Annotated in this window: 22 protein-coding genes; 14 read left to right on the forward strand and 8 right to left on the reverse strand. The window is 63.4% G+C overall.

Translation table 11 applies throughout. The features are described 5' to 3' along the window. Window positions 1-5: 5 nt before the first annotated feature. The 3 genes from AB4Y97_RS16005 to AB4Y97_RS16015 all read right to left on the reverse strand — a co-directional run bounded on the left by AB4Y97_RS16005 (window position 6) and on the right by AB4Y97_RS16015 (window position 2,224). Window positions 6-1,154, reverse strand: a complete 1,149-nt coding sequence (locus tag AB4Y97_RS16005) for a YihY/virulence factor BrkB family protein (RefSeq protein ID WP_442000038.1) — start codon at window positions 1,152-1,154, stop codon at window positions 6-8. A gap of 212 nt (window positions 1,155-1,366) precedes the next feature. Then, on the reverse strand, window positions 1,367-1,681 hold the full coding sequence (gene sugE, locus AB4Y97_RS16010) for a quaternary ammonium compound efflux SMR transporter SugE (protein ID WP_442000039.1): 315 nt from the start codon (window positions 1,679-1,681) through the stop codon (window positions 1,367-1,369). Window positions 1,682-1,909: 228 nt separating this feature from the next. Beyond that, entirely contained in the window at window positions 1,910-2,224 is a 315-nt protein-coding gene (locus AB4Y97_RS16015; RefSeq protein ID WP_442000040.1) for a hypothetical protein, read from the reverse strand. A gap of 311 nt (window positions 2,225-2,535) precedes the next feature. Between AB4Y97_RS16015 and AB4Y97_RS16020 the strand changes: the two genes are divergently transcribed. Both AB4Y97_RS16020 and AB4Y97_RS16025 read left to right on the forward strand, forming a co-directional pair. Then, complete coding sequence (locus tag AB4Y97_RS16020; RefSeq protein ID WP_442000097.1) at window positions 2,536-3,897, forward strand: NfeD family protein; 1,362 nt, start codon at window positions 2,536-2,538, stop codon at window positions 3,895-3,897. 10 nt (window positions 3,898-3,907) lie between these two features. Further along, on the forward strand, window positions 3,908-4,708 hold the full coding sequence (locus AB4Y97_RS16025; RefSeq protein WP_442000041.1) for a slipin family protein: 801 nt from the start codon (window positions 3,908-3,910) through the stop codon (window positions 4,706-4,708). Between the two features lie 204 nt (window positions 4,709-4,912). Here the strand turns inward: AB4Y97_RS16025 and AB4Y97_RS16030 are convergent, their stop codons facing one another. After that, a complete protein-coding gene (locus AB4Y97_RS16030; RefSeq protein WP_442000042.1) occupies window positions 4,913-6,796 on the reverse strand; it encodes a glycoside hydrolase family 113 in 1,884 nt (627 codons plus the stop codon). Window positions 6,797-7,141: 345 nt separating this feature from the next. On the opposite strand from AB4Y97_RS16030, the gene AB4Y97_RS16035 reads away from it, so the two are divergent. The 3 genes from AB4Y97_RS16035 to AB4Y97_RS16045 all read left to right on the forward strand — a co-directional run bounded on the left by AB4Y97_RS16035 (window position 7,142) and on the right by AB4Y97_RS16045 (window position 10,102). Next, window positions 7,142-7,456: a hypothetical protein gene (locus tag AB4Y97_RS16035; protein ID WP_442000043.1), complete on the forward strand. Its 315-nt coding sequence runs from the start codon at window positions 7,142-7,144 to the stop codon at window positions 7,454-7,456. Between the two features lie 78 nt (window positions 7,457-7,534). Beyond that, window positions 7,535-9,421 carry a DEAD/DEAH box helicase gene (locus AB4Y97_RS16040; RefSeq protein WP_442000098.1) on the forward strand — a complete coding sequence of 629 codons (1,887 nt, stop codon included), beginning with the start codon at window positions 7,535-7,537 and terminating at the stop codon, window positions 9,419-9,421. A 435-nt stretch (window positions 9,422-9,856) separates the two neighbouring features. Then, window positions 9,857-10,102: a hypothetical protein gene (locus tag AB4Y97_RS16045; protein ID WP_442000044.1), complete on the forward strand. Its 246-nt coding sequence runs from the start codon at window positions 9,857-9,859 to the stop codon at window positions 10,100-10,102. Between the two features lie 19 nt (window positions 10,103-10,121). Here the strand turns inward: AB4Y97_RS16045 and AB4Y97_RS16050 are convergent, their stop codons facing one another. Next, window positions 10,122-10,559 (reverse strand): YqaA family protein, encoded by a 438-nt coding sequence (locus AB4Y97_RS16050; protein ID WP_442000045.1) that lies wholly within the window; start codon window positions 10,557-10,559, stop codon window positions 10,122-10,124. Window positions 10,560-10,798: 239 nt separating this feature from the next. Between AB4Y97_RS16050 and AB4Y97_RS16055 the strand changes: the two genes are divergently transcribed. Then, window positions 10,799-11,977: an NAD(P)/FAD-dependent oxidoreductase gene (locus AB4Y97_RS16055; RefSeq protein WP_442000046.1), complete on the forward strand. Its 1,179-nt coding sequence runs from the start codon at window positions 10,799-10,801 to the stop codon at window positions 11,975-11,977. A 102-nt stretch (window positions 11,978-12,079) separates the two neighbouring features. Here the strand turns inward: AB4Y97_RS16055 and AB4Y97_RS16060 are convergent, their stop codons facing one another. Continuing rightward, the gene (locus tag AB4Y97_RS16060; protein WP_442000047.1) at window positions 12,080-12,490 is read right to left on the reverse strand and encodes a hypothetical protein; all 411 of its coding nucleotides are present in this window, start codon (window positions 12,488-12,490) and stop codon (window positions 12,080-12,082) included. Window positions 12,491-12,653: 163 nt separating this feature from the next. Beyond that, window positions 12,654-13,481 (reverse strand): class I SAM-dependent methyltransferase, encoded by an 828-nt coding sequence (locus tag AB4Y97_RS16065; RefSeq protein ID WP_442000048.1) that lies wholly within the window; start codon window positions 13,479-13,481, stop codon window positions 12,654-12,656. A gap of 210 nt (window positions 13,482-13,691) precedes the next feature. On the opposite strand from AB4Y97_RS16065, the gene AB4Y97_RS16070 reads away from it, so the two are divergent. The 4 genes from AB4Y97_RS16070 to AB4Y97_RS16085 all read left to right on the forward strand — a co-directional run bounded on the left by AB4Y97_RS16070 (window position 13,692) and on the right by AB4Y97_RS16085 (window position 17,101). Continuing rightward, window positions 13,692-14,045 (forward strand): hypothetical protein, encoded by a 354-nt coding sequence (locus tag AB4Y97_RS16070; RefSeq protein WP_442000049.1) that lies wholly within the window; start codon window positions 13,692-13,694, stop codon window positions 14,043-14,045. 99 nt (window positions 14,046-14,144) lie between these two features. Then, a complete protein-coding gene (locus AB4Y97_RS16075) occupies window positions 14,145-15,062 on the forward strand; it encodes a class I SAM-dependent methyltransferase (protein WP_442000050.1) in 918 nt (305 codons plus the stop codon). Next, window positions 15,059-15,802, forward strand: a complete 744-nt coding sequence (locus AB4Y97_RS16080; RefSeq protein WP_442000051.1) for a pseudouridine synthase — start codon at window positions 15,059-15,061, stop codon at window positions 15,800-15,802. The genes AB4Y97_RS16075 and AB4Y97_RS16080 overlap by 4 nt, the downstream gene beginning before the upstream one ends. Before the next feature lie 75 nt (window positions 15,803-15,877). Then, window positions 15,878-17,101 (forward strand): anion transporter, encoded by a 1,224-nt coding sequence (locus tag AB4Y97_RS16085; protein WP_442000052.1) that lies wholly within the window; start codon window positions 15,878-15,880, stop codon window positions 17,099-17,101. A 10-nt stretch (window positions 17,102-17,111) separates the two neighbouring features. On the opposite strand, the gene AB4Y97_RS16090 is transcribed toward AB4Y97_RS16085, so the two are convergent. Further along, complete coding sequence (locus AB4Y97_RS16090; protein WP_442000053.1) at window positions 17,112-17,822, reverse strand: HAD family hydrolase; 711 nt, start codon at window positions 17,820-17,822, stop codon at window positions 17,112-17,114. Window positions 17,823-18,703: 881 nt separating this feature from the next. On the opposite strand from AB4Y97_RS16090, the gene AB4Y97_RS16095 reads away from it, so the two are divergent. The 4 genes from AB4Y97_RS16095 (at window position 18,704) to AB4Y97_RS16110 (ending at window position 19,990) form a co-directional block, all read left to right on the forward strand. Further along, window positions 18,704-19,048, forward strand: a complete 345-nt coding sequence (locus AB4Y97_RS16095) for a hypothetical protein (protein ID WP_442000054.1) — start codon at window positions 18,704-18,706, stop codon at window positions 19,046-19,048. Window positions 19,049-19,207: 159 nt separating this feature from the next. Continuing rightward, a complete protein-coding gene (locus AB4Y97_RS16100; RefSeq protein WP_442000055.1) occupies window positions 19,208-19,417 on the forward strand; it encodes a hypothetical protein in 210 nt (69 codons plus the stop codon). A gap of 25 nt (window positions 19,418-19,442) precedes the next feature. Next, window positions 19,443-19,661, forward strand: coding sequence for a hypothetical protein (locus AB4Y97_RS16105; RefSeq protein WP_442000056.1), 219 nt, complete (start codon window positions 19,443-19,445; stop codon window positions 19,659-19,661). A gap of 110 nt (window positions 19,662-19,771) precedes the next feature. After that, a complete protein-coding gene (locus AB4Y97_RS16110; RefSeq protein ID WP_442000057.1) occupies window positions 19,772-19,990 on the forward strand; it encodes a hypothetical protein in 219 nt (72 codons plus the stop codon). The last annotated feature ends 3 nt before the right edge of the window (window positions 19,991-19,993 follow it).

Genomic DNA, 19,993 nt, shown 5'->3' on the forward strand with positions numbered 1-19,993 from the left:
GCTCTTCAGCTCTTCGCTTCGCCCACCGTGTCGGCCATCGTGGCGCCCCTGCTGCCCATCGGCTGCCGTGGTCCTTCGGTGGAATCCTTGGCCGTCTGGTGTTCCGTCTCGGCGTTGATCTCCGCTCCCAGCAGCACGATGATGGTGGAGAGCCAGATCCATGTCATGAAGCCGATGACAGCCCCCAGCGAGCCATATGTCTCGTTATAGCTGCCGAAATTCGCCACATACCAGGAGAACAGCATCGAGACGGCGAGCCACAGCACGGAGGCAACGATGCTTCCCGGCGTGATCCAGCGCCATTTCGCGTTGTCCCGGCTCGGTCCGTATCGGTAGACGAGCGCAAGGGCGAAGACGATCCCGATGAGAAGCGCGGGCCAGCGCAGGAGGGCGAGGAGCGTTTCCCCCCAAGTCCCGAGCCTGAGATAGCCCAGGACAATGGGCAGAACCACCACCGCGCCGAGGGCAGCGATCAGGAAGAAGATGGCTCCGAGCGTGAATGCCAGGGAGATGGCGTTCAGCATCGGAAACGAGCGTTTCTCGTCCTCCCGATACACGATGTTCAGGGCATCGAAGATCGACTTCATACCTGCGTTTGCGCTCCACAGGGCAATGGCAAGGCTGACGATGAAGCTGATGCCGAGCGTTCCGGCGCCCTTGCTGGCGATCCGCTTCACCTGCTCGCCGACGATATCGAGGGCGCCCCCCGGCATGATGCCGGAGAGAGTACTCAGGTGGCTTTGAATCGTGCCGGGATCGGCGAACAGGCCGTAGATCGACACAAGAGCGGTGATGGCAGGGAAGATCGCTAGAAGCGCATAGAACGTGACCCCGGCCGCGACCAGCAGGATGCGGTCATGCTGCACGCGCTCATAGACGCGCCACATGATGTCCTTCCATCCCTTGGCGGGGATTTCGGTTGGCTTTTCTGCGTGGCGTCCCCGCTCGGCATCTTGAGGCGAGGCGGCCGATTCAGGTTCTTTGGCAAAAGGGGCAGCAGCGCCGCGGTTCGGGAATTGCCCGGCGCGGGCTACCGCATGCTGCGGGCGGCCGCCAAGCGTGACGAGCCGCACCACGGTCCAGCCAAGCAGGATCAGCAACGCCGTCGAGGTGAATGAACCTTGCGTGGTGTTCTCTGCGCTCTGAAGTGCCATGTCGGAGTCCCGTTCGGTGCCGTTCCTCCAACCCTGGAACGGAACATGCAGTTCCAAACGATCGGGACTCTGGAGCACCGTGCGCAAAAGTGGCCCCGGTTTTGCGGCTACACGATGCTCTCACCAAAAGAGAAAGCATCGGATGATCCTAAAAGTGGAATCCACTTTCAGGTCCGAGGCTTTAGCGAAAGGGTTGTTCATCCGGTTTTGCCTCAAGCGGCGAGCTTGAGGCCGAGAATGCCGGCGACGATCAACCCGATGCAGGCGAGGCGCGCGGCGGTGGCGGGTTCGCCGAGGAGATAGATGCCGAGCAGCGCCGTGCCCACCGTGCCGATGCCGGTCCACACCGCATAGCCGGTGCCGACGGGAAGGGTCTTCAGCGCCAGGCCGAGCAGCACGACACTGACGATCATGCTCCCGGCGGTAAGAACCGAGGGAATGAGTCTGGTGAAGCCGTCGGTGTATTTGAGGCCGATCGCCCAGCCGATTTCGAAAAGGCCGGCGAGAACGAGATAAGTCCATGCCATGACAGGACCTCCGTCAATGGCAGGGCCGTCCCTACCGGGTTGCAATGAAAAGGCGGGGTCGTCCCCGCCAGCCGGAGCATTTTCAGCAGAACCGTTCTGATGAAAATGCGGCAAAATAGGATTTTCCGGAGCGCTTTGCGATTCGACAGCATCGCAAAGCGCTCCGGAAGTATACGTCCGGAAGATCAACCTTCAAGCATTGCGTAGACCCGCCGTCCTGCCGCTCGTCTATTGGTCGTCGGTCGGATGGGGCGAGCGGAGGGCCTGGATCGGATTGAACGGCGCGTAGGTCTGATGCTTCCATGAGTCGCCGCAATGGGTGCAGATGGAGCGCACCGAGTAATCGGCCTGCTCGAGGCGCTTCATGAGCCGCTCCTGCCGCGCCTGGTTCTCGCTCTGCGCGTCGTAGCCGGAGGGGCGGACGGTGAGGGTGAGGGCGCTCGGGTTGGGTGGGGTCTGCGCGAAAGCCGGTCCTGCCAGACTCATGGCGGCAAGGCCGGTTCCGATGAAGAGGCCGGTCAGAGCGGAGCGGGGTCGATGCATCGGCAAAGCTTTCCGATTGATGGGCGAACTGGAATTCATGAAACCATGCTTCGTCAGGTCTTAATGGGAATAAATGACGACGACAAAAGATTCTGTCGGTAGAGGATAGCGCTGTTACGACGCTCCTGTCCCCCTTCGCGTGAAGAGGCCGAGCGAATTTGAGCCGGGGGAACTTAACCAAGGGAGCGCGCGAAGGCGCCACGCATTCTGTCGCAACGGAGCCCGCCAAGCCTCGTGGAACCATTCGAGATACTGGAGCTTACACCCCCAGCTCAACCATATGAAGGTAGAGCATGCTCCGGATGGTGACGATGCCGCTGGCACGGCTGCTCTTGGTGGCAGCTTGGCTGGTTCTCGGCGTGTCGGCGAACAGTCTCGCGCAGGAAGGCGCACCGAGCCGCATCGCGATCCTGCTCGACGTCCAGGGCGCCATCGGCCCGGCGACGACGGAATACATCTCCCGCGGTATCGCGGAAGCGACCGAGCGCCATGCGGCGCTGATCATCATGAGGCTCGACACGCCCGGCGGGCTCGAGACCGCCATGCGCGACATCGACCGCGACATTCTGGCCTCCTCCATTCCGTTTGCCGCCTATGTCGCACCCAGCGGCGCACGCGCGGCGAGTGCCGGGACCTACATGGTCTATGCGAGCCATCTCGCGGCCATGGCGCCGGGCACCAATATCGGCGCGGCGACGCCGATCCAGATCGGCGGCGGCGGGCTTCCCTCCGGCAGCGAGAAGGACGGCAAGGAGGGCAGCCAGCCGGGAGGCGGGGACACATTGGAGCGCAAGGCCACCAACGATGCGGTGGCCTATATCCGTTCGCTCGCCGAAATCCATGGCCGCAATGTGGAATGGGCGGAAAAGGCCGTGCGCGAGGCAGCGAGCCTCTCGGCTTCCGCCGCGAAAGAGGCCGGCGTCATCGAAATCGTCGCGACCGATCTTCCCGATCTCCTGGCCCAGGCCGACGGCCGCTCCGTGCGCGTGCAGGACCATCCCGTGCGGCTCGCCACGAAGGGACTGACGATCGTCTCCATCGAGCCCAACTGGCGCACGCGTCTTCTGACCATCATCACCAATCCGAACGTGGCCTATATCCTGCTGCTGGTGGGGATGTACGGCATCATCTTCGAGTTCTTCAATCCAGGCTCATTCTTTCCCGGTGTGGCCGGTGCGATCTCGCTGCTGATCGGCCTCTTCGCGCTCAACCTGCTGCCGACCAATTATGCCGGGCTGGGACTGATCGTGCTGGGTGTCGCCCTGATCATCGCGGAGACGTTCACCTCTTCCTTCGTGCTCGGCATCGGCGGCGTCACGGCGCTTGCCACGGGCTCGATCCTTCTCTTCGACACCGGCGTCCCGGGGTTCGCCCTGTCCCTTCCGGTCGTTGTCGCAGCGACCGCCGCTACCGCGCTTCTCCTGCTGGCGGCGGCGACCGTATCCTTGCGCGCCTATCGGCGGCGCATCGTGACGGGAGAGGGTGTTCTCACCGGAAATCCCGGTGAGGTCGAGGAGTGGTCGGGGCATGAGGGGTGGGTGCTGATCAACGGGGAGCGCTGGCGTGCGCGCGCGGCGGCTCCTCTCGAACCCAAGCGGCAGGTTCGCGTGGTTGCCAGGAAGGGCCTGACGCTCGTGGTCGAACCCGCGCCGGAGCAGCCGTTGCCGGATTGAGGAGAAGTCCATGCCCACTATCGACGTCAACACTCTCGCTTATGCCGTCATCGTCGTCGTGCTGATCGGAATTATCGTGACGGCATTACGGATCCTGCGTGAATACGAGCGCGCCGTGGTCTTCACCCTCGGCCGGTTTTCAGGGGTCAAGGGGCCGGGGCTCGTCATCGTCATTCCCTTCGTGCAGCAGATCGTGCGCGTCGACCTGCGCACAATCGTCCACGACGTGCCGAGCCAGGACGTGATCTCGCGCGACAATGTCTCCGTGCGCGTCAATGCGGTGCTTTATTTCCGCGTCGTCGATCCGGACAAGGCCATCATCCAGGTCGCGGATTTCATGGCCGCCACGAGCCAGCTCGCGCAGACGACACTGCGTTCGGTGCTGGGCAAGCACGAACTCGACGAGATGCTGGCGGAGCGCGACAAGCTCAACGCCGATATTCAGGCGATCCTCGATTCCCAGACCGATGCCTGGGGCATCAAGGTCGCGAATGTGGAGATCAAGCATGTGGACATCAACGAAAGCATGATCCGCGCCATCGCACGGCAGGCCGAGGCCGAGCGCAACCGCCGCGCTCGCATCATCAGCGCGGAGGCCGAGCAGCAGGCGGCGGAAAAACTCGTCGAAGCGGCGCGAGCCCTGTCGGAACTGCCGGAGGCGATGCAGCTGCGCTATCTCTCGGCCCTGCACGACATTGCCGGCGAGCGCAGCTCCACCATCGTGTTCCCGATGCCCGTCGACCTTCTCGGCCATCTGACCAGAGCGGTTCTTCCGCAACAGAGGCCGTTGCCGGAAGGCGCATCGCGCTGAAACGGGATCCGCTTTCTCCCAAAAGCGGCAAATGCCAACCCTGCGGTCTCCCACGGGGTTGGCGCGATGTCGCTAGCGCGTCGTGCGGAAAAGTGGACCCGGTTTTCCGCCCCAAACGATGCGCTCATCCAACGAGAGAGCATCGGGTCGATCCCAAAAGTGGAGGCCGCTTTTGGGTCCGATGCTCTAGGGACGTGCGTGAGATCAGATGATCAGGAAGTCGGCGGCGGTCAGCTTGAGGTTCTTGGAGAGCGTGGCGATTTCCACCGCCTTGCCAGAACCCGCGCCGTCGGCATCGTAGGAGAGGATGCCGGTCTTCTTGTTATAGATCAGGTAATCGTTGCCGTCCTTGGCCTTGTCGCCGATGGTGAAGAACGCCTTGTTGAGCTTGCCCGGCTTCAGTTCCGTGCCCTTGCCGAGCTTGGTGAAGACGGCGTTGTCGAGCCAGAGCGTGTCGTCCTTGACGTTAAAGTCGGCGATCTTGTCGAAGTTGCTCTTCTTGTTCGGCTTGGTGTCGAACACGAAGATGTCCTTGCCCGCGCCGCCGGTCAGCACGTCGTTGCCGAGTTTGCCGTAGAGCTTGTCGTTGCCGAGCCCGCCGGCCAAACGATCCTTGCCCTTGGTACCCCTGAGAATGAGGTCCATGACAGGCGGGGGCGGATTATCCGTAGGCTTGCCGGGGTCCGGGGTGCCGGAAACAGAGCTCAGATCTGCCAGGCTCGCGGTTCCGTCCGCGAATTGGAAAAACTCGACATTGAGGACGGTATCGCTGCCATCCCTCGCTGCCTGCTTGTCGGCGATCAGCAACGAGCCGTCCGCGTTCTTCGTCACCGTATAGTCGGAGCGGGTGCCGTGGAAAACGGCGATATCGCTTCCGGTGTTGCCATCGAGCCTGTCGTTTCCTGCACCGCCATCCAGCCTGTCATTGCCTGCGCCGCCCCAGAGCACGTCGTTGCCGCCGCCGCCGGTCAGGGTATCGTTGTGATAGCCGCCGTCAAGCTTGTCGCTGCCGCTCGTGCCGTTCCAGACGAGGCCGGTCCCATGGGCCGGACTCGAATAGCCCGCCGTGATGACGTCGTTCGCCGGCTTGCCCTGCGGCGTGAAATCGGTCGGCGGCAGATAGGCCGGGTCGAGGCTGGTCTGGTAGCTCCACAGGAAGGCGCCGTCGAGCCACTGGCCGCCGTAGTTCTCCATCACGTGATAGAGCGCCTCGTAGCAGTCCTTCTGCTCCTGCTGGTCGACGGTGTTGCCCACAAGCCAGCCGGGGCTCAGGTTGACGCCGTCATAGCTGCCATAGCCGATCTCGGTGAAGATGACCTTCTTGCCCCAGAGTTCGGAGAGCTGCTTCCAGGTATCGACAACCGAGGTGGTGCCGTAGACCTCCTGCGAGTTCCAGTTGATCGGCGGCTTGATCCAGGAATCGATCAATTCCTGCACCGTCGGGCTGGTGCTGTTGGTCATGCTGAAATAGGCGTCGACGCCGATATAGTCGACCTTGTCCCAGAACTTGACCTTGAGCGCCTCCGAATCGGTGGCGGCATAGGTGACCTTGCCGGAGAAGACCTGACGCACCGCATCGATGATCTCGCCCCATTTCTGGGTATAGGACTTGCCGTCGCTGCAGAGCTTGCTCGGGTCGGTCATGCTCTTCATCTCGGTGCCGACGACGAACATGGCCGCGCCGCCCGCCTGCGCGACCTTGGCGTATTCCACCATCATGGCCTTGTAGTTGGCGAACCACAGCTTGGGATCGGTCGGCTCGATCAGCGCGCGCCAGACACGGTTGTCGGTCTCCACATGGGGCTTGACCACCACGTTCAAGCCACGGGCCACGGCATCCATGATGCCCTGCTTGACCTGGGTGAGGCTGTCGCTCTCGCTCATCCAGGGCGTGGTCGGATTCAGGTTGAGCTTCATGTCGTTGCTGTTCTCGTTCGACATGAAGAAGTTCGGCACCATGGTGACGGTGCTGGCGCCGGTGGCCTTGATCTGATCCATTGCGGAAAGGCCGCTGCTCGTCTGGAAGCTGCCGCCCCAATAGGACGGCAGGCTGATGCCTTCCCAGGTGAAAATCGATTCGTCCGCCATGGTTCTTGCCCCTTCTCGCTCGGCCTGCCGGTGGTTCACGGCTCTTGCGGCGAAGCTTCCATAATGTTTCGATCAAATAATAAAGAAATGCTATAACAATAACATTTACCGATTCAAGGTTTGTGATTATATTCAAGGCGGCTGCCCCGGCGGCGGTCGCGGCCGGGGCCATTATCGTCGGAGGCGATGATCGTCGGAAAAGATTGCGGGGCAGGTGGCTGTTCACGGCCCGGCGCAACCTGTATGGATTTCCCGAGAGATTGCCGATTGCCGGTAAAAATTGGCCGGAACGGCGGGCATCCGCGTTGATGCCTTGAAAACCGCCCATCCTTAGAAGGAAGAAGCATGTTTACCCTTGAAATCGCCGGCAAGGCGGTCGCCATCACCAATGCGGACGAGGACCAGGCTCAGGAACTCTTTACGAGCGAGGAGTTCAAGGACGACCTCAAAGCCTTCACCAGCGACGGCGAGCCGCTCTGGGACGGCAAGGCGCCTCTGAAGGTCCGCCGCGCCTCGGAAGACGAGGCCGATGCCTTCGACGACGCCATGGAGGACGATGAGGAAGACCTCGACGAAGAGGATGATGATGACGAGGGCGGCATCGACGTGATGTTCCTGGTGCTCGTCGACGACGTCGATGACGACCAGGACGACGCGTGATCCCTTAATCCCTTGACCGACAGATTCCTGTCCTCGCCTCCTCTAACGCCTTGAAGGAGCGGCTTGCGCCGCGCTCACATGCCTTTTCCCAAGACCAATCCCAGCCTCGAACGCGCACTTGTCGATCGGGGTTACAGCGAACCGACCCCTGTCCAGGCCGCCGTGCTCCAGCCGGAGGCGAAGGACCGGGATCTGCTCGTCTCGGCCCAGACGGGCTCGGGCAAGACCGTGGCCTATGGCCTTGCCCTGGCCTCTACCCTTCTGGGCGAAGCCGAGCGGTTCGGAGAGCCTAGGGAGCCGCTGGCGCTGATCATCGCGCCGACGCGCGAACTGGCGTTGCAGGTCCACCGGGAACTGATCTGGCTCTACGGGCCGGCGGGGGCGCGGGTCGCATCCTGCGTCGGCGGCATGGACGTGCGGCGCGAGCAGCGCGCCCTGGCCGATGGCTGCCATATCGTCGTCGGCACGCCGGGCCGCCTGCGCGACCACCTGGAGCGCGGGCGCCTCGACACGTCGAAGATGCGCGCGGTGGTGCTCGACGAGGCGGACGAGATGCTCGATCTCGGCTTCCGCGAGGATCTCGAATTCATCCTTGATGCCACGCCGCAGGAGCGCCGCACGCTTCTGTTCTCGGCGACGATTCCGCGCAACATCGCGGCGCTCGCGCGGCGCTACCAGCGCGAGGCGCTTCGTATCGACACCCTGGTCGAGAACCAGCCGCATGGCGACATCGAATATCGCGCGGTGCGCATCGCGCCGAACGAGATCGAGCTTGCCGTGGTCAACGTGCTGCGCTTCTTCGAGATGCGTGGCGCCATGGTGTTCTGCCACACCCGCGAGGCGGTGCGGCATCTGCATGCCAGCCTGACGGAGCGCGGCTTTTCGGCCGTGGCGCTCTCAGGCGAACTTACGCAGAACGAACGCAGTCACGCCCTGCAATCCTTGCGCGACGGCCGCGCCCGCGTCTGCGTCGCAACCGACGTCGCCGCGCGCGGCATCGATCTGCCGGATCTCGGCCTCGTCATTCATGCCGAGTTGCCGAACGATCACGAAACCCTTCTCCACCGCAGCGGCCGCACGGGCCGTGCGGGGAGAAAAGGGGTCTGCGTGATCCTCGTGCCCTATACGCGCCGCCGCAAGGCCGAGCGTCTTCTGGACGATGCTGGCGTGGACGCGACCTGGGGCGGCCCGCCCTCGGCCGACGAGATCCGCCTGCGCGACCGCGAACGTCTCCTGAAGGATCCGTCCCTTTCCGAAGAGGCGACGGAGGAAGATATCGCCATGGCGCGCGCGCTGCTGGCCGAGCGCTCGGCGGAAGATATCGCGACCGCCTTCGCGCGCTTCCACCGCGCACGTCTTCCCGCGCCGGAAGAAATATTCGACGCCGGTGCCGATCGCGGCCCGCGCGAGCGTTCCGACAAGCGGGCGCGGGAACAGGAGCGCGATCACCGCAGCACGCGCGCGGGACGCGAAGAATATGGCGGCGGCGGGGACATGGTGTGGTTCCGCATGAGCGTCGGACGCCGCAACAACGCCGACCCCCGCTGGCTCCTGCCGATCATCTGCCGCCTCGGCCACGTGACGAAGAAGGAGATCGGCACGATCCGCATCTTCGACGGCGAAACGAAGTTCGAGATCGCCCAATCCATCGCGCCGAAATTCGCGGCGGCCGTGCGCAAGACCAACGACGAAGACATCCGCATCGAACCCGCCGAAGCGCCGGGCGGACGGCGCGACGGCGAGGGCCGGGCAGACAAGAAATTCCCGCCGAAGAAGGGTGGGCCCAAGGGGGCTCCGAAGGGTGAATTTCGCAAGGGGCCGAAGGGCGACTTCAAGGGGGGGCCAAAGGCAGGCTTCTCGAGCGGGCCAAAGAGGTCGCAGAAGGAGGGCCCGAAGGGTGACAAAGGGCCACCACCGCAGGGAAAGCAGAAACGCCGTTCTGCCGACAAGCGATCACGGGATTAAGGGATGCATGACGGGCCTGCCCGTTCGTCACGGACGGGCGCAAGGCTTAGAGCATCGATCCCAAAAGTGGACTCCACTTTTGGGATCGATGCTCTCTTTTATCGAGCGCGCATCGTTTGGGGCGGAAAACCGGGTCCACTTTTCCGCACGATGCGCTAGAACGATCACCAGACCCTACCCCGGACGCCTTGGTGTGCATGGATGCGCGCCTGTCGCCCCGAGGGGCGAGGCCCTGAGGTCGATTTTGAGGCGATGAAGCCCAGGTCGACGTGCCGTTGCGGATCGTGTGGCCGTCTTCTTCCAGTTCGAGACCGACGGCGGCGTTCGCCGCAGCGAATTCGTCAGACTTTTCGCGATCGCGACCGGTGAAAAGGAACGCAGGCAAGTTCCTCCTCGTTACGCTTTCAGAACGTGAAGGATCGGAGGAGGCCTGTCATGTTGAGCAAAGAGGATCTGGATGCGCGCGCCTCGCTCAAGTTCGAAACGGCGGGTGCGCATCTCGATGGCGGGCGTATCGATTGGAGCGATGCGGAGAATTTCGACTCGCTGCGCGAGGCCATGCATTGGGCGATGACGGCGGAGCCGCCGCCCGGCAAGGAGCCTTATATCCGTACCGCCTCCGGCCGCGTGCTCGATCCGGATATGCTGGAACAGGTCTGGGTGAGCGTTCAGGGACCTTGAACGGACAAGGATCCGCGCGTCAGAGCCAGCCCAGGCTGAGCGCGCCGACGGCCAGATAGCGCGCGGTCTTGGCGAGTGCGACGAGCAGGATGAAGATCGGCAGGGGCTCGCGCAGGACGCCCGCCACGAGCGTCAGCGGATCGCCGATGACGGGAAGCCAGCTCAACAGCAGCGTCCAGCGCCCATAGCGGTGATACCAGCCCTCCGCCTTCGCCATCTTGTCCCGCTTTACCGGAAACCAGCGTCGTCCTTCGAAATGGGTGAGAAAGCGGCCAAGGAACCAATTTGCGATGGAGCCGAGCGTGTTGCCCAGGCTCGCCACGAGAATGAGGAGCCACCACGAATAGCGGTCCGAGACCAGCATCCCGAACAGCACCGCCTCCGACTGGAAAGGGAAGAGGGTGGCCGAGAGGAAGGAGGCGGCGAAGAGCGCGCCATATTCGGCAAGGAGCAGCATGGGGCTTCGGTTCTTCGCTTCGGTAGAATCTTGGGTGAGGAGGCGAGGGAGGTAGGCGGTCGCCCGGCCGAAGCCCTACCATGCTTCGCCCCGCTTGCCAGCTCCGGCGGGGCCTGCCACCGGGGGCATAATGTCCCGGCCGCTTGCCATTTTTCCCTTTCCCGGATTACGAACGGCGCCTGAAACTGGCGTTCGAACGATCCCGGTCCGTCCGTTTCGCAGGAAAGGAACGGCGTATCTTGGATCTGTTCGATGTGGTGGTGATCGGCGCCGGTGCCGCGGGCATGATGTGCGCCATCGAGGCGGGAAAGCGCGGGCGCTCCGTGCTGATCCTCGATCATGCGCGGGCCCCCGGCGAGAAGATCCGTATTTCAGGCGGGGGACGCTGCAATTTCACGAATCTGAACGCCGCGCCGCGCAACTACATCTCGCAGAACCCGAGCTTCTGCATCTCGGCCCTGCGCCGCTACACGCAGAACGATTTCATCGCCCTCGTGGAGCGCTACGGCATCGCCTATCACGAGAAGACCCTGGGCCAGCTTTTCTGCGACGGCTCGTCCCGCCAGATCGTCGATCTCCTGGTCAGCGAGATGAAGCGCTATGGGGTGGAGCTTCGTCTCAACACGAGCGTGGAAAAGACGGAGCGGAATGCGGAGGGTTTTCGTCTCGCGCTCTCGCAGGGCTTCGTGCAGTGCAAGTCGCTGGTCGTCGCATCGGGCGGCAAGTCCATCCCGAAAATGGGCGCGACCGGGTTCGGCTACGATCTCGCGGCGCAGTTCGGCGTGAGCGTTACCGAGACGCGCCCGGCTCTCGTGCCGTTGACGCTGGAGCCGAACCTGCTCGCGCGGCTGCAGCCCCTGGCGGGTGTCGCCGTCGACGCGGTGGCGTCCTGCGGCAAGACGCAGTTCGAGGAGGCGATGCTGTTCACCCATCGCGGCTTGAGCGGCCCGGCCATCCTGCAGATCTCGTCCTATTGGCGCGAGGGTGACGAGATCAGCCTCGCCATGCTGCCCTCGGTCAACCTGTTCGAGGAGCTGCGTGCCGCCCGCGCGCAAAACGGACGGCAGGCGCTGCAGACCGCGCTATCGGGCTTCCTGCCCAAGCGCCTCGCGCAGCTCGTGGCGGAAGCGGAAAAGGCCACCGGCAATCTTGCCGATCTTTCCGACAAGGCCTTGCGCCGCATCGACGAGGCCGTAAACCGCTGGCGCTTCAAACCCGCTGGCTCGGAAGGTTATCGCACGGCGGAAGTGACGTTGGGCGGCGTCGATACCCGCGCCCTCGATTCAAGGACCATGGAAGCCAAGGCAGTGCCGGGCCTCTATTTCATCGGCGAGGTGGTGGATGTGACCGGCTGGCTCGGCGGCTACAATTTCCAATGGGCCTGGTCGTCGGGCTGGTGCGCGGGACAGGCGGTTTGACGGGAAGCAGCTTTTCGTGGATCCGCTTCGTGCCGGCCTTTGCTGAAGCTGGCACGAAGCATGTCATCCGCGATCTGATCTCAAGTTTTCAGATATGAGCCGTCAATACCTGCGGTACTGATAGGCCGTCGCGCGATATGTGTTCGGGTTCGTCACTTGCGATCCGCTCGCGTTCGGCACCGGAGTCCGCATCATCGTGTAGGGTTGAGCATAGGGCTGACGGTGCGGGTGGACGCTACCCGTCGATTGTGGGGCATGATGCCGCCTCGTGGCGTGGTGCCGAGGCGTGGCGTGACGCTTCTGCATCGTCTGGGTCTGGTTCATGCCGGATGGAGAAGCCGTCGATCCGGTTGTCGGAGGATTCGCGGGCTGCATGCCGCTCGGAGCCGGAGCCGACGGAGCCGGAGTTGCAGGAGTCGGAGTTGCAGGAGCCGGCGGGGCTTGCGCCATCGCTCCCATGGCGCCGAAAGCGAACGCTGCAATCGCAACTGTGCTGACAAGAAAATGACGCATCTGATTACTCCTCGGTTGGGGCGAAACCTCAAGAGTGGCGCGCCCTCTCGATGGAGAATAAACGCCGATGAGCTGGGCATAGTTGCAGCCATGTGACAAACGCGGCAGGCGGATCGGAGCTCTGTAAACAGCTCCGGCAGGACGGCAAAAACCGCGTTTTTCGTTATTCCGCCCGCACGATGACCTCGATCGGCGCGATGGTGCCGCGCTCGAGCGTGCGCATCACATTACCGAGACGTTCCGGCGTGGCCGGCCCCATCAGGATGTGCAGGCCGAGCGGCGGCGCTCCATGCATCGCAGCATTCTCGCGCATCTCACGGCCGAGCTTGAGCGCGAAATCGCGCCTGTTGCGCTCCTTCTCGACAGTGAAACCCGCCGCCGTCAGAAGCGAGCGATAGGTGTCCACCGGCTCGACGAAGCTCGTCTCCGGGGTCGCGGCCCAGGGCATCGGGTAGGGCAGTGCGTCGTCTTCCATCAGCATGATGTCGTATACGCCGAAGCGCGCTCCCGGCTTGAGCACGCGCCGCGCTTCCTTGAAGAGCTTCGCCTTGTCGGCGATGTTCATGCCGACATGGACGAGAATGGCGCCGTCGAATGTGGCGTCATCGAACGGCATGTCGAGCGCGCTGGCCTGCTCGAAGGCGACGCGGTCGGCAAGGCCGCAGCGGCGGGTCAGGGCGTTCGCCACTTCCACGAATTCGCCGGTGAGATCGATGCCCGTGACGCGGCAGCCGAGCGTCTCGGCGAAATGGCGCGCCGGACCGCCGATGCCGGAGCCGATATCGAGCATATGCGTGTCGCGGGAAAAGCCGAGTTCGTGCGCTAATTCTTCCGTCTCCGCCCACCAGCCGAGATGGAACTCGTCCGCTCCGGAGAGATCGGACGCCGCGAGATGCTCGATATCCTTCCCGCTTGCGCTAAGCGCATCGAGGATCGCGCGTTCGAGGGAGCCATGGCTGTAATGCCGTGCGACTTGCTGCTCCATATCCATGGCAGGCTCCGTTCCGCATCCGAGGAAGACGTCGTCGCGGATGCCGGTGCATTTGTATAACCCGGCGCCGGCCCCGCGCACCGGACGCTTAAGGTGTACGCCGTGAGGGGCTTTGCGGGCTTGGCCGTTCGGATATTCTGCATTCGGCTGGCAGTTGACCCGCGCCCCAGAGCGGATCGATATTGTATCCGCAAAAGAGCGGAGTTCGCCATGACGCGGAAAGCCATGACGCGGAAAACCGGGCGCCTCCTGTGGGCCGCCGCCTCTATCGTCACCCTCTTCGGCATTCAGCCGGCGCTCGCCGATGCCATCGACGGCGAGTGGTGCAGCGACGACGGGCGCCATATCTCGATCGCGGGCCCGACCATCGTCACGCCGGGCGGAACGCGAATGCAGGGCTCCTACACGCGCCATTCCTTCCTGTACACGGTGCCGGCCAATGAGCCGAACAGCGGGGAGGAGGTGTCGATGCGCCTGTTGAGCGAAATCGCCGTGCAAGTCCGCTTCGGCCCGGCCGACCGGCCGCTCCAGACCTGGCACCGCTGCACCGAAACCACGAGCTGAGCTTTAGGATGCATCGGCTGCCCGGCGCGAAAAAGGTTCTTACCTTCCCGCCTGCGCCGTTATAGGAACACCTGCAAAATCAGCAGGGATCAGCCGGCTTTGGACGATACAAGACGTGACGGTGTTTACGGTGCTCCGCCCGCCGAGCTGGCGGCTGTGCCGCAAGGGGCGATCCAGTTCTCGCCGCTCGTTCCGGGCGCCCAGATGCTGGAGGCGTGCGGCGAGGGCTCTCTGTCGGGCTTGGTGGTGCTGGCGCCGCCCGGCACGCTGGAGCGGCGCTACACGCTGGCTCTGAGCCTCAAGGCGCTGGCGCCGGGTGCCAGCCTGACCGTGCTCGCGCCCAAGGACAAGGGCGGCTCGCGGCTACGCAAGGAGCTGTCGGGTTTCGGCTGCGCCGTGTCGGAGGATGCGCGGCGGCATTACCGCATCTGTACTTCTGTCCGCCCGGCGATGCCGGCTGGCCTCGACGAGGCCATCGAAGCGGGCCGGCCGCAGCAGGTAGACGAGCTCGGCCTATGGTCGCAGCCCGGCGTATTCAGCTGGAACCGGGTCGATCCCGGCAGCGCGCTCCTTCAGCAGCACCTGCCGGCCTTTTCCGGGCGCGGCGCGGATCTCGGCTGCGGCGTCGGTACGCTCGCCCGCTCGATCCTGGCATCGCCCAAGGTCGAGCACCTGACCCTGATCGATATCGACCGCCGCGCGCTGGAGGCGGCCCGGCGCAACATCGCGGATGCGCGCGCCGAGATGCGCTGGTCCGATGTACGCGCTTCCGGCGTGGGGGGCGTCGGGCTCGATTTCGTGGTGATGAACCCTCCCTTCCACGATGGCGGCGCGGAGGATCAGGCCCTGGGGCAGAGCTTCATCCGCAGAGCGGCGGAGGCTCTTCGTCCCGGCGGCCTGTGCTGGCTCGTCGCCAACCGGCATCTGCCTTATGAGGGCGTGATGAAGCCCCTGTTCCGGCGCGTGACGCTGAAGGCGGAGGCTTCCGGCTACAAGCTCTACGAGGCGCAGAAATGAGCAAGTTGCCCACCCTCCGGCTCGACCGGCTGCTCGCCAATCTCGGCTACGGCTCGCGCCGGGAGGTGCAGCAGCTCGTCTATGCAGATGCCGTGACGCTGGACGGCGAGGTGATCGAGGATGCTGATCGGCGCATCGCCGTCACGCGCGATCTGTCCGAGCGCATGACGGTCGATGGGAAGCCGCTCGATCCGCCGCCGGGGCTCGTGCTGATGCTGCACAAGCCGCTCGGAGTCACATGCTCGCACAAGGAGGCGGGCCCGCTAGTCTACAGCCTTCTGCCGCCGCGCTGGCGCCGCCGCGACCCGGCGCTCTCCACCATCGGCCGTCTCGACAAGGAGACCTCGGGCCTCCTGCTGATGACGGATGACGGCGCCCTTTTGCATCGCATCATTTCCCCGCGCAATCACGTCTCCAAGCGCTACCACGTCACCCTCGACCGCCCCTTGCGTGGCGACGAGGCGGAGATCTTCGCCTCCGGCACCCTGATGCTCGACAACGAAGACAAGCCGCTCCTGCCGGTCGAGATGGAAACGCTCTCGGAAACAAGCGCCTACGTCACTCTCACCGAAGGGCGCTACCATCAGGTGAGGCGCATGTTCGCGGCCGTGGGCAATCACGTCACCGTCCTGCACCGCGACCGCATGGGCGGTCTCGCCCTGCCGGAGGATCTTGCGCCGGGCGAATACCGCGTGCTGACAGAGGCCGACATCGCGCAGGTTCTGCCGTCCTCCCGATAGCCTCATTCCCGTGCGAAACTCCGCTATAGGCGAGGGGTTTCTGACTGAGCGGGCCATGATGCCGGGGAGGGATGGATGGCGGCCGTCACCTATGCCGGCGGGACAATCTTCGCCTTCACCTATGGCGGCATCGCGCTCGGGCGCATTCCGGGGCTTCGTCTCGACCGCGCGGGGATCGCGCTGCTCGGCGCGGCGCTGATGATCGCTTTCGGCGTGCTGACGCCGGAGGAGGCCTATCGCGCCATCGATCTCGACACCATCGCGCTGCTTCTCGGCATGATGATCGTGGTGGCGCATTTGCGGCTCTCGGGCTTCTTCCGGCTCGTCAGCGGCTGGGCCGTGACGCATGCCCACTCACCGCCGGTTCTGCTCTGCGCCGTCACGCTCACCACGGGGCTGCTCTCGGCCTTTCTTGTCAACGATGCGGTCTGCCTCGTGCTTGCGCCCCTCGTGATCGAGGTGACGAAAAGGCTGCGCCGCAATCCCGTGCCCTATCTGCTCGCCGTCGCCATGGGTTCGAATGTGGGCAGCGTCGCCACCATCACCGGCAACCCGCAGAACATGATCATCGGCACGATCTCGCGCATCTCCTATACGGCCTTCGCGGCGGCGCTCGCGCCCGTGGCGCTGGTGGGCCTCATGCTCGTCATGGGGCTGATCGCTGTTCTGAACTGGCCCGAATTCGGCGAGAAGAAGCGGCTCGGGCTCATCTCCGCGCCGGCGCGGATCCATAAGCCGCAGATGATGAAGGCGCTCGCGGTGACGCTCGGCGTGATCATCGCGTTCTTCTCCGGCGTGCCGGTGACCAAGGCCGCGATCGTCGGCGCGGCGCTGCTGCTGGTGACGCGGCAGGTCAAGCCGGGCAAGGTCTATCGCGAGATCGACGGCCCTTTGCTTCTCATGTTCGCGGCCCTGTTCGTCGTCGTCGCGGGCGCGGAGAAAGCCCTGCTTTCTCCGGAGATCATCGCGCAGGCGCATGCCCTGCAACTCGGCAATGCCTATGTCCTGACGGGGCTTACGGCGCTGCTCTCGAACCTCGTCAGCAACGTGCCCGCCGTGCTCGTGCTCAAGCCCTTCGTGCAGGGCCTGTCCGATCCGCAGCATCTCTGGCTCGTCATCGCTATGGCTTCGACGCTTGCGGGCAATCTCACGCTGGTCGGTTCCGTCGCCAATCTGATCGTCGCCGAGCGTGCCCGCGCGGAAGGGATCGCCATCGGATTCTGGACCTATTTCCGCGTCGGCGCGCCACTCACGCTGATGACGCTGGCGCTCGGCGCGTGGTGGCTGAGCCGCGGGTGAGGGCCACCGGTCACGCGAGCCGCGCGATGAGATCGACGAGTTCACCCAGATGCTCGAGCCGCTTGAAGCGCGGCGCGGCGACGGGCTCGTCGTCGTGCTCCAGCGCCCAGGTCAGCGCGTGCGGCACGTAAACGCCCCAGCTTCCGGCCTGGATGGCGGGGACGATGTCGGATTTCAGCGAATTGCCCACCATCATGCTGCGGCCCGGCCCATCGCCGTGGCGGTTGAAGATGCGCTCGTAGGTCGAGGCGTTCTTCTCGCTCACGATCTCGACCGCGTCGAACAAGTCGCCGAGCCCCGATTGCGCGAGCTTGCGCTCCTGGTCGAACAGATCGCCCTTGGTGATCAGGACGATGCGATAGGCCCCCGCCAGCCGCTCCAGGGTCTCGCGCACATGGGGCAGGGTCTCGACGGGGTGGCTCAGCATCTCTTGTCCCGCCGCGAGAATCCGCTGGATCACCGCTGCCGGCACGCGCCCGTCGGTCACCTCGATGGCGGTCTCGATCATCGAGAGCGTGAAGCCCTTGATGCCGTAGCCGTAGAGCTTGAGGTTGCGCCGCTCCGCTGCGAGCAGCCGGCTCGCAAGCACGTCCGGCTCCCCATGCTCCGCCAGCAGAGAGGTGAAATGCTCTTCCGTCAGCCGGTAGAAATGCTCGTTCTGCCAGAGCGTGTCGTCGGCATCGAACCCGATGGTGGAGAGGGAAGTGCTGTGGGCAGGCATGGCAGGTTCGCTGTCGGTTGGGATTCAAGGCCGGGAATCTAGGGGCAAAATCCGGGCAGGGAAATATGCTCGCTTCACGGCATTGCATCTCGTCCGGAAAGCCCTGTCTCACGCCCGAAGGCTCGCTTAAGGAGCCCGTGCTTACTTCCCAGCCGGCTTGTCGATTTTCCGGGCCTTGCCAGTCTGTCTCTGCGAGCGATCGCCGGATGAAGGGGCGCCCCCTTCATTCTCCCATCGCGGCAGGCTCTCGTTCTGCTTGGGTTTCGCCGAACTCCGAGGTGTTTTCGCATCAGTCTTCGCAATCATGGAACCTCTCCCTCCATCAGGGATCAAACCTCCGGAATCTTCGTCCCTTCCGTCGTGAATAACGGGGCGCGGATCGACACGCTCACTCAAACCCCATCCGCGTCTCAGCGCGTCGGAGAGCTGCGCAGGCCCTTTCGAATGGCGATCTCGTACACAAGCAGACACCCTGCCATCAGCAGGACGGAGATGAGCGCCTGATCCAACATGACGGATCCTCCTTCAGCGATAGAGTAAAAACTCTAAGTCGATATTCTTATCATAAGTCAAAATATCTGTAATAAATTCTACTCTCTCCCAATAACTAAGATAGCATAATCATTGAATTCGCATTTTTTAAATTGCCCATCCCGATGTAATTCATTGGCATATGCCCCATATAGTTTGAGAGAGTGGCGTTGATTTTTCTTGAGACCGCCGCTCATGCCCAAGGTGGCCCTCCTCGGAGTGCGTATCGAGATATCGAGAGCGCATTTTTCACTGAGGATACCAGCCGGGCGGAGCCCTTACCGACCGCACAGATGTGTTCTTCGTTCGTGCATTGCGGCCTGCACGAACCCCACGATGAGGAACACGTCATGCAAGTCCATCGCTTCGCGGTCGGAGAAACGGTCCTTTATACCGAGACGCATATTCCCGATCTCGCCTGGAAGGCGTCTTACACCGTCGTCGCCTGCATCAGGTCCGATGACGCCGAGCCGCAATACCTGATCCGCTCCATCCATCGAGTCGAGGAACGCGTGGTCGGCGAGCACGAGCTCTGCCGTACGCCGCAGCCGCTTCGGACATCCCAGTGGCCCGAGAACGGGCTCTTCGACGATGTTTTCGACATGGATGCGGCCAACTTCAATCTTCCATCCATCGCCGACCGGCCTTTTGCGCCCCGGCGGATGGGTTCACTCACCGGAGGCCGACATGTCTAGACTTGTTCCCGTGCTGACCGAAGATCAAAGAGCCTGGATCGCCATAGGCAGCATGGCCTTGGTGTTTGCCTTCGGCATGTTCCTCGTGCTGTTCGTGCACTGAGCATTCCATCAACCGCATTCATCCGCCAGCGCCAAGCTGTCATAAAGGAACCATCGATGTCGAATCATCGCTTTGCGTGCGGGCAGCACGTCACGTTTACCGACAAACGCTTTCTTGGCCCGAATTGGAGCGGCGCCTTCACCATCGTCAAGCAATTGCCGTCGGGCGAGGGTGCGCCGCGTTACCAGATCAAGAGTGCCATCGAGACCTATAGCCGGGCAGCCTACGAGCATCAGCTCAGCGTCGCCTCCGCAATGTTCAAGTAAGAAACGCGAAAGCAGGAAAGACGCTATGCCCGATCCGAAAAGACTCGTCAGTTTTCTGGTCTCACCTGTTGTCAATGGCGGCGATCCCGAGCTGATCGTCGAGCTGGATGACGGTTCCAGGGTCACGCTCACGGCAACGTTCGAGCAGATCGAGGATATGGCCGATGCCTTGGACGACATTCTCGACACGACAATGCCCGCCGTTGTTGAGGATGCGCCCGATCAAACCACGCCTCCTCTCTAGGAAAATCCCACTGGGAACCGAAAAAGGATTGAATGAAAACGAGAGAAAATAACAAGCTTGCTGCGAGCAGAGCGGAAGCATACGCGCCGATGCCGCGGGATTCGGCTCTGATGGCCGGAGTGATCAGCGGCGTGACGGCCGCCATTGCCCTGGCGCTTTTCGGAAGATTTTATTCCATCGATATGCTGTCATACCCGGTTCTCGACGCCGCCCTGGTGCTTGCAAGCTTCATCGCCGCCTTCCTGTGGTTCCGTGTCCTGAAGCGTCGACACAAAACGGCCCGGGCCGCCGAGCTTCGAAAGATCGAAGCGGGCGATAGGGCCGACTGAACT

The organism is Microvirga sp. 2TAF3, from assembly GCF_052114965.1.
GTDB lineage: Bacteria > Pseudomonadota > Alphaproteobacteria > Rhizobiales > Beijerinckiaceae > Microvirga.

Bases quoted from the DNA above. Each gene is read 5' to 3' on its own strand.
- AB4Y97_RS16070 (WP_442000049.1), top strand. From the start codon at position 13,692: ATGACGCGGAAAGCCATGACGCGGAAAACCGGGCGCCTCCTGTGGGCC.
- AB4Y97_RS16095 (WP_442000054.1), top strand. From the start codon at position 18,704: ATGCAAGTCCATCGCTTCGCGGTCGGAGAAACGGTCCTTTATACCGAG.
- AB4Y97_RS16065 (WP_442000048.1), bottom strand. From the start codon at position 13,481: ATGGATATGGAGCAGCAAGTCGCACGGCATTACAGCCATGGCTCCCTC.
- AB4Y97_RS16060 (WP_442000047.1), bottom strand. From the start codon at position 12,490: ATGCGTCATTTTCTTGTCAGCACAGTTGCGATTGCAGCGTTCGCTTTC.
- sugE (WP_442000039.1), bottom strand. From the start codon at position 1,681: ATGGCATGGACTTATCTCGTTCTCGCCGGCCTTTTCGAAATCGGCTGG.
- AB4Y97_RS16105 (WP_442000056.1), top strand. From the start codon at position 19,443: ATGCCCGATCCGAAAAGACTCGTCAGTTTTCTGGTCTCACCTGTTGTC.
- AB4Y97_RS16085 (WP_442000052.1), top strand. From the start codon at position 15,878: ATGGCGGCCGTCACCTATGCCGGCGGGACAATCTTCGCCTTCACCTAT.
- AB4Y97_RS16090 (WP_442000053.1), bottom strand. From the start codon at position 17,822: ATGCCTGCCCACAGCACTTCCCTCTCCACCATCGGGTTCGATGCCGAC.
- AB4Y97_RS16100 (WP_442000055.1), top strand. From the start codon at position 19,208: ATGTCGAATCATCGCTTTGCGTGCGGGCAGCACGTCACGTTTACCGAC.
- AB4Y97_RS16020 (WP_442000097.1), top strand. From the start codon at position 2,536: ATGCCGCTGGCACGGCTGCTCTTGGTGGCAGCTTGGCTGGTTCTCGGC.
- AB4Y97_RS16110 (WP_442000057.1), top strand. From the start codon at position 19,772: ATGGCCGGAGTGATCAGCGGCGTGACGGCCGCCATTGCCCTGGCGCTT.
- AB4Y97_RS16005 (WP_442000038.1), bottom strand. From the start codon at position 1,154: ATGGCACTTCAGAGCGCAGAGAACACCACGCAAGGTTCATTCACCTCG.
- AB4Y97_RS16030 (WP_442000042.1), bottom strand. From the start codon at position 6,796: ATGGCGGACGAATCGATTTTCACCTGGGAAGGCATCAGCCTGCCGTCC.
- AB4Y97_RS16080 (WP_442000051.1), top strand. From the start codon at position 15,059: ATGAGCAAGTTGCCCACCCTCCGGCTCGACCGGCTGCTCGCCAATCTC.
- AB4Y97_RS16050 (WP_442000045.1), bottom strand. From the start codon at position 10,559: ATGCTGCTCCTTGCCGAATATGGCGCGCTCTTCGCCGCCTCCTTCCTC.
- AB4Y97_RS16040 (WP_442000098.1), top strand. From the start codon at position 7,535: ATGCCTTTTCCCAAGACCAATCCCAGCCTCGAACGCGCACTTGTCGAT.
- AB4Y97_RS16045 (WP_442000044.1), top strand. From the start codon at position 9,857: ATGTTGAGCAAAGAGGATCTGGATGCGCGCGCCTCGCTCAAGTTCGAA.
- AB4Y97_RS16025 (WP_442000041.1), top strand. From the start codon at position 3,908: ATGCCCACTATCGACGTCAACACTCTCGCTTATGCCGTCATCGTCGTC.
- AB4Y97_RS16035 (WP_442000043.1), top strand. From the start codon at position 7,142: ATGTTTACCCTTGAAATCGCCGGCAAGGCGGTCGCCATCACCAATGCG.
- AB4Y97_RS16015 (WP_442000040.1), bottom strand. From the start codon at position 2,224: ATGCATCGACCCCGCTCCGCTCTGACCGGCCTCTTCATCGGAACCGGC.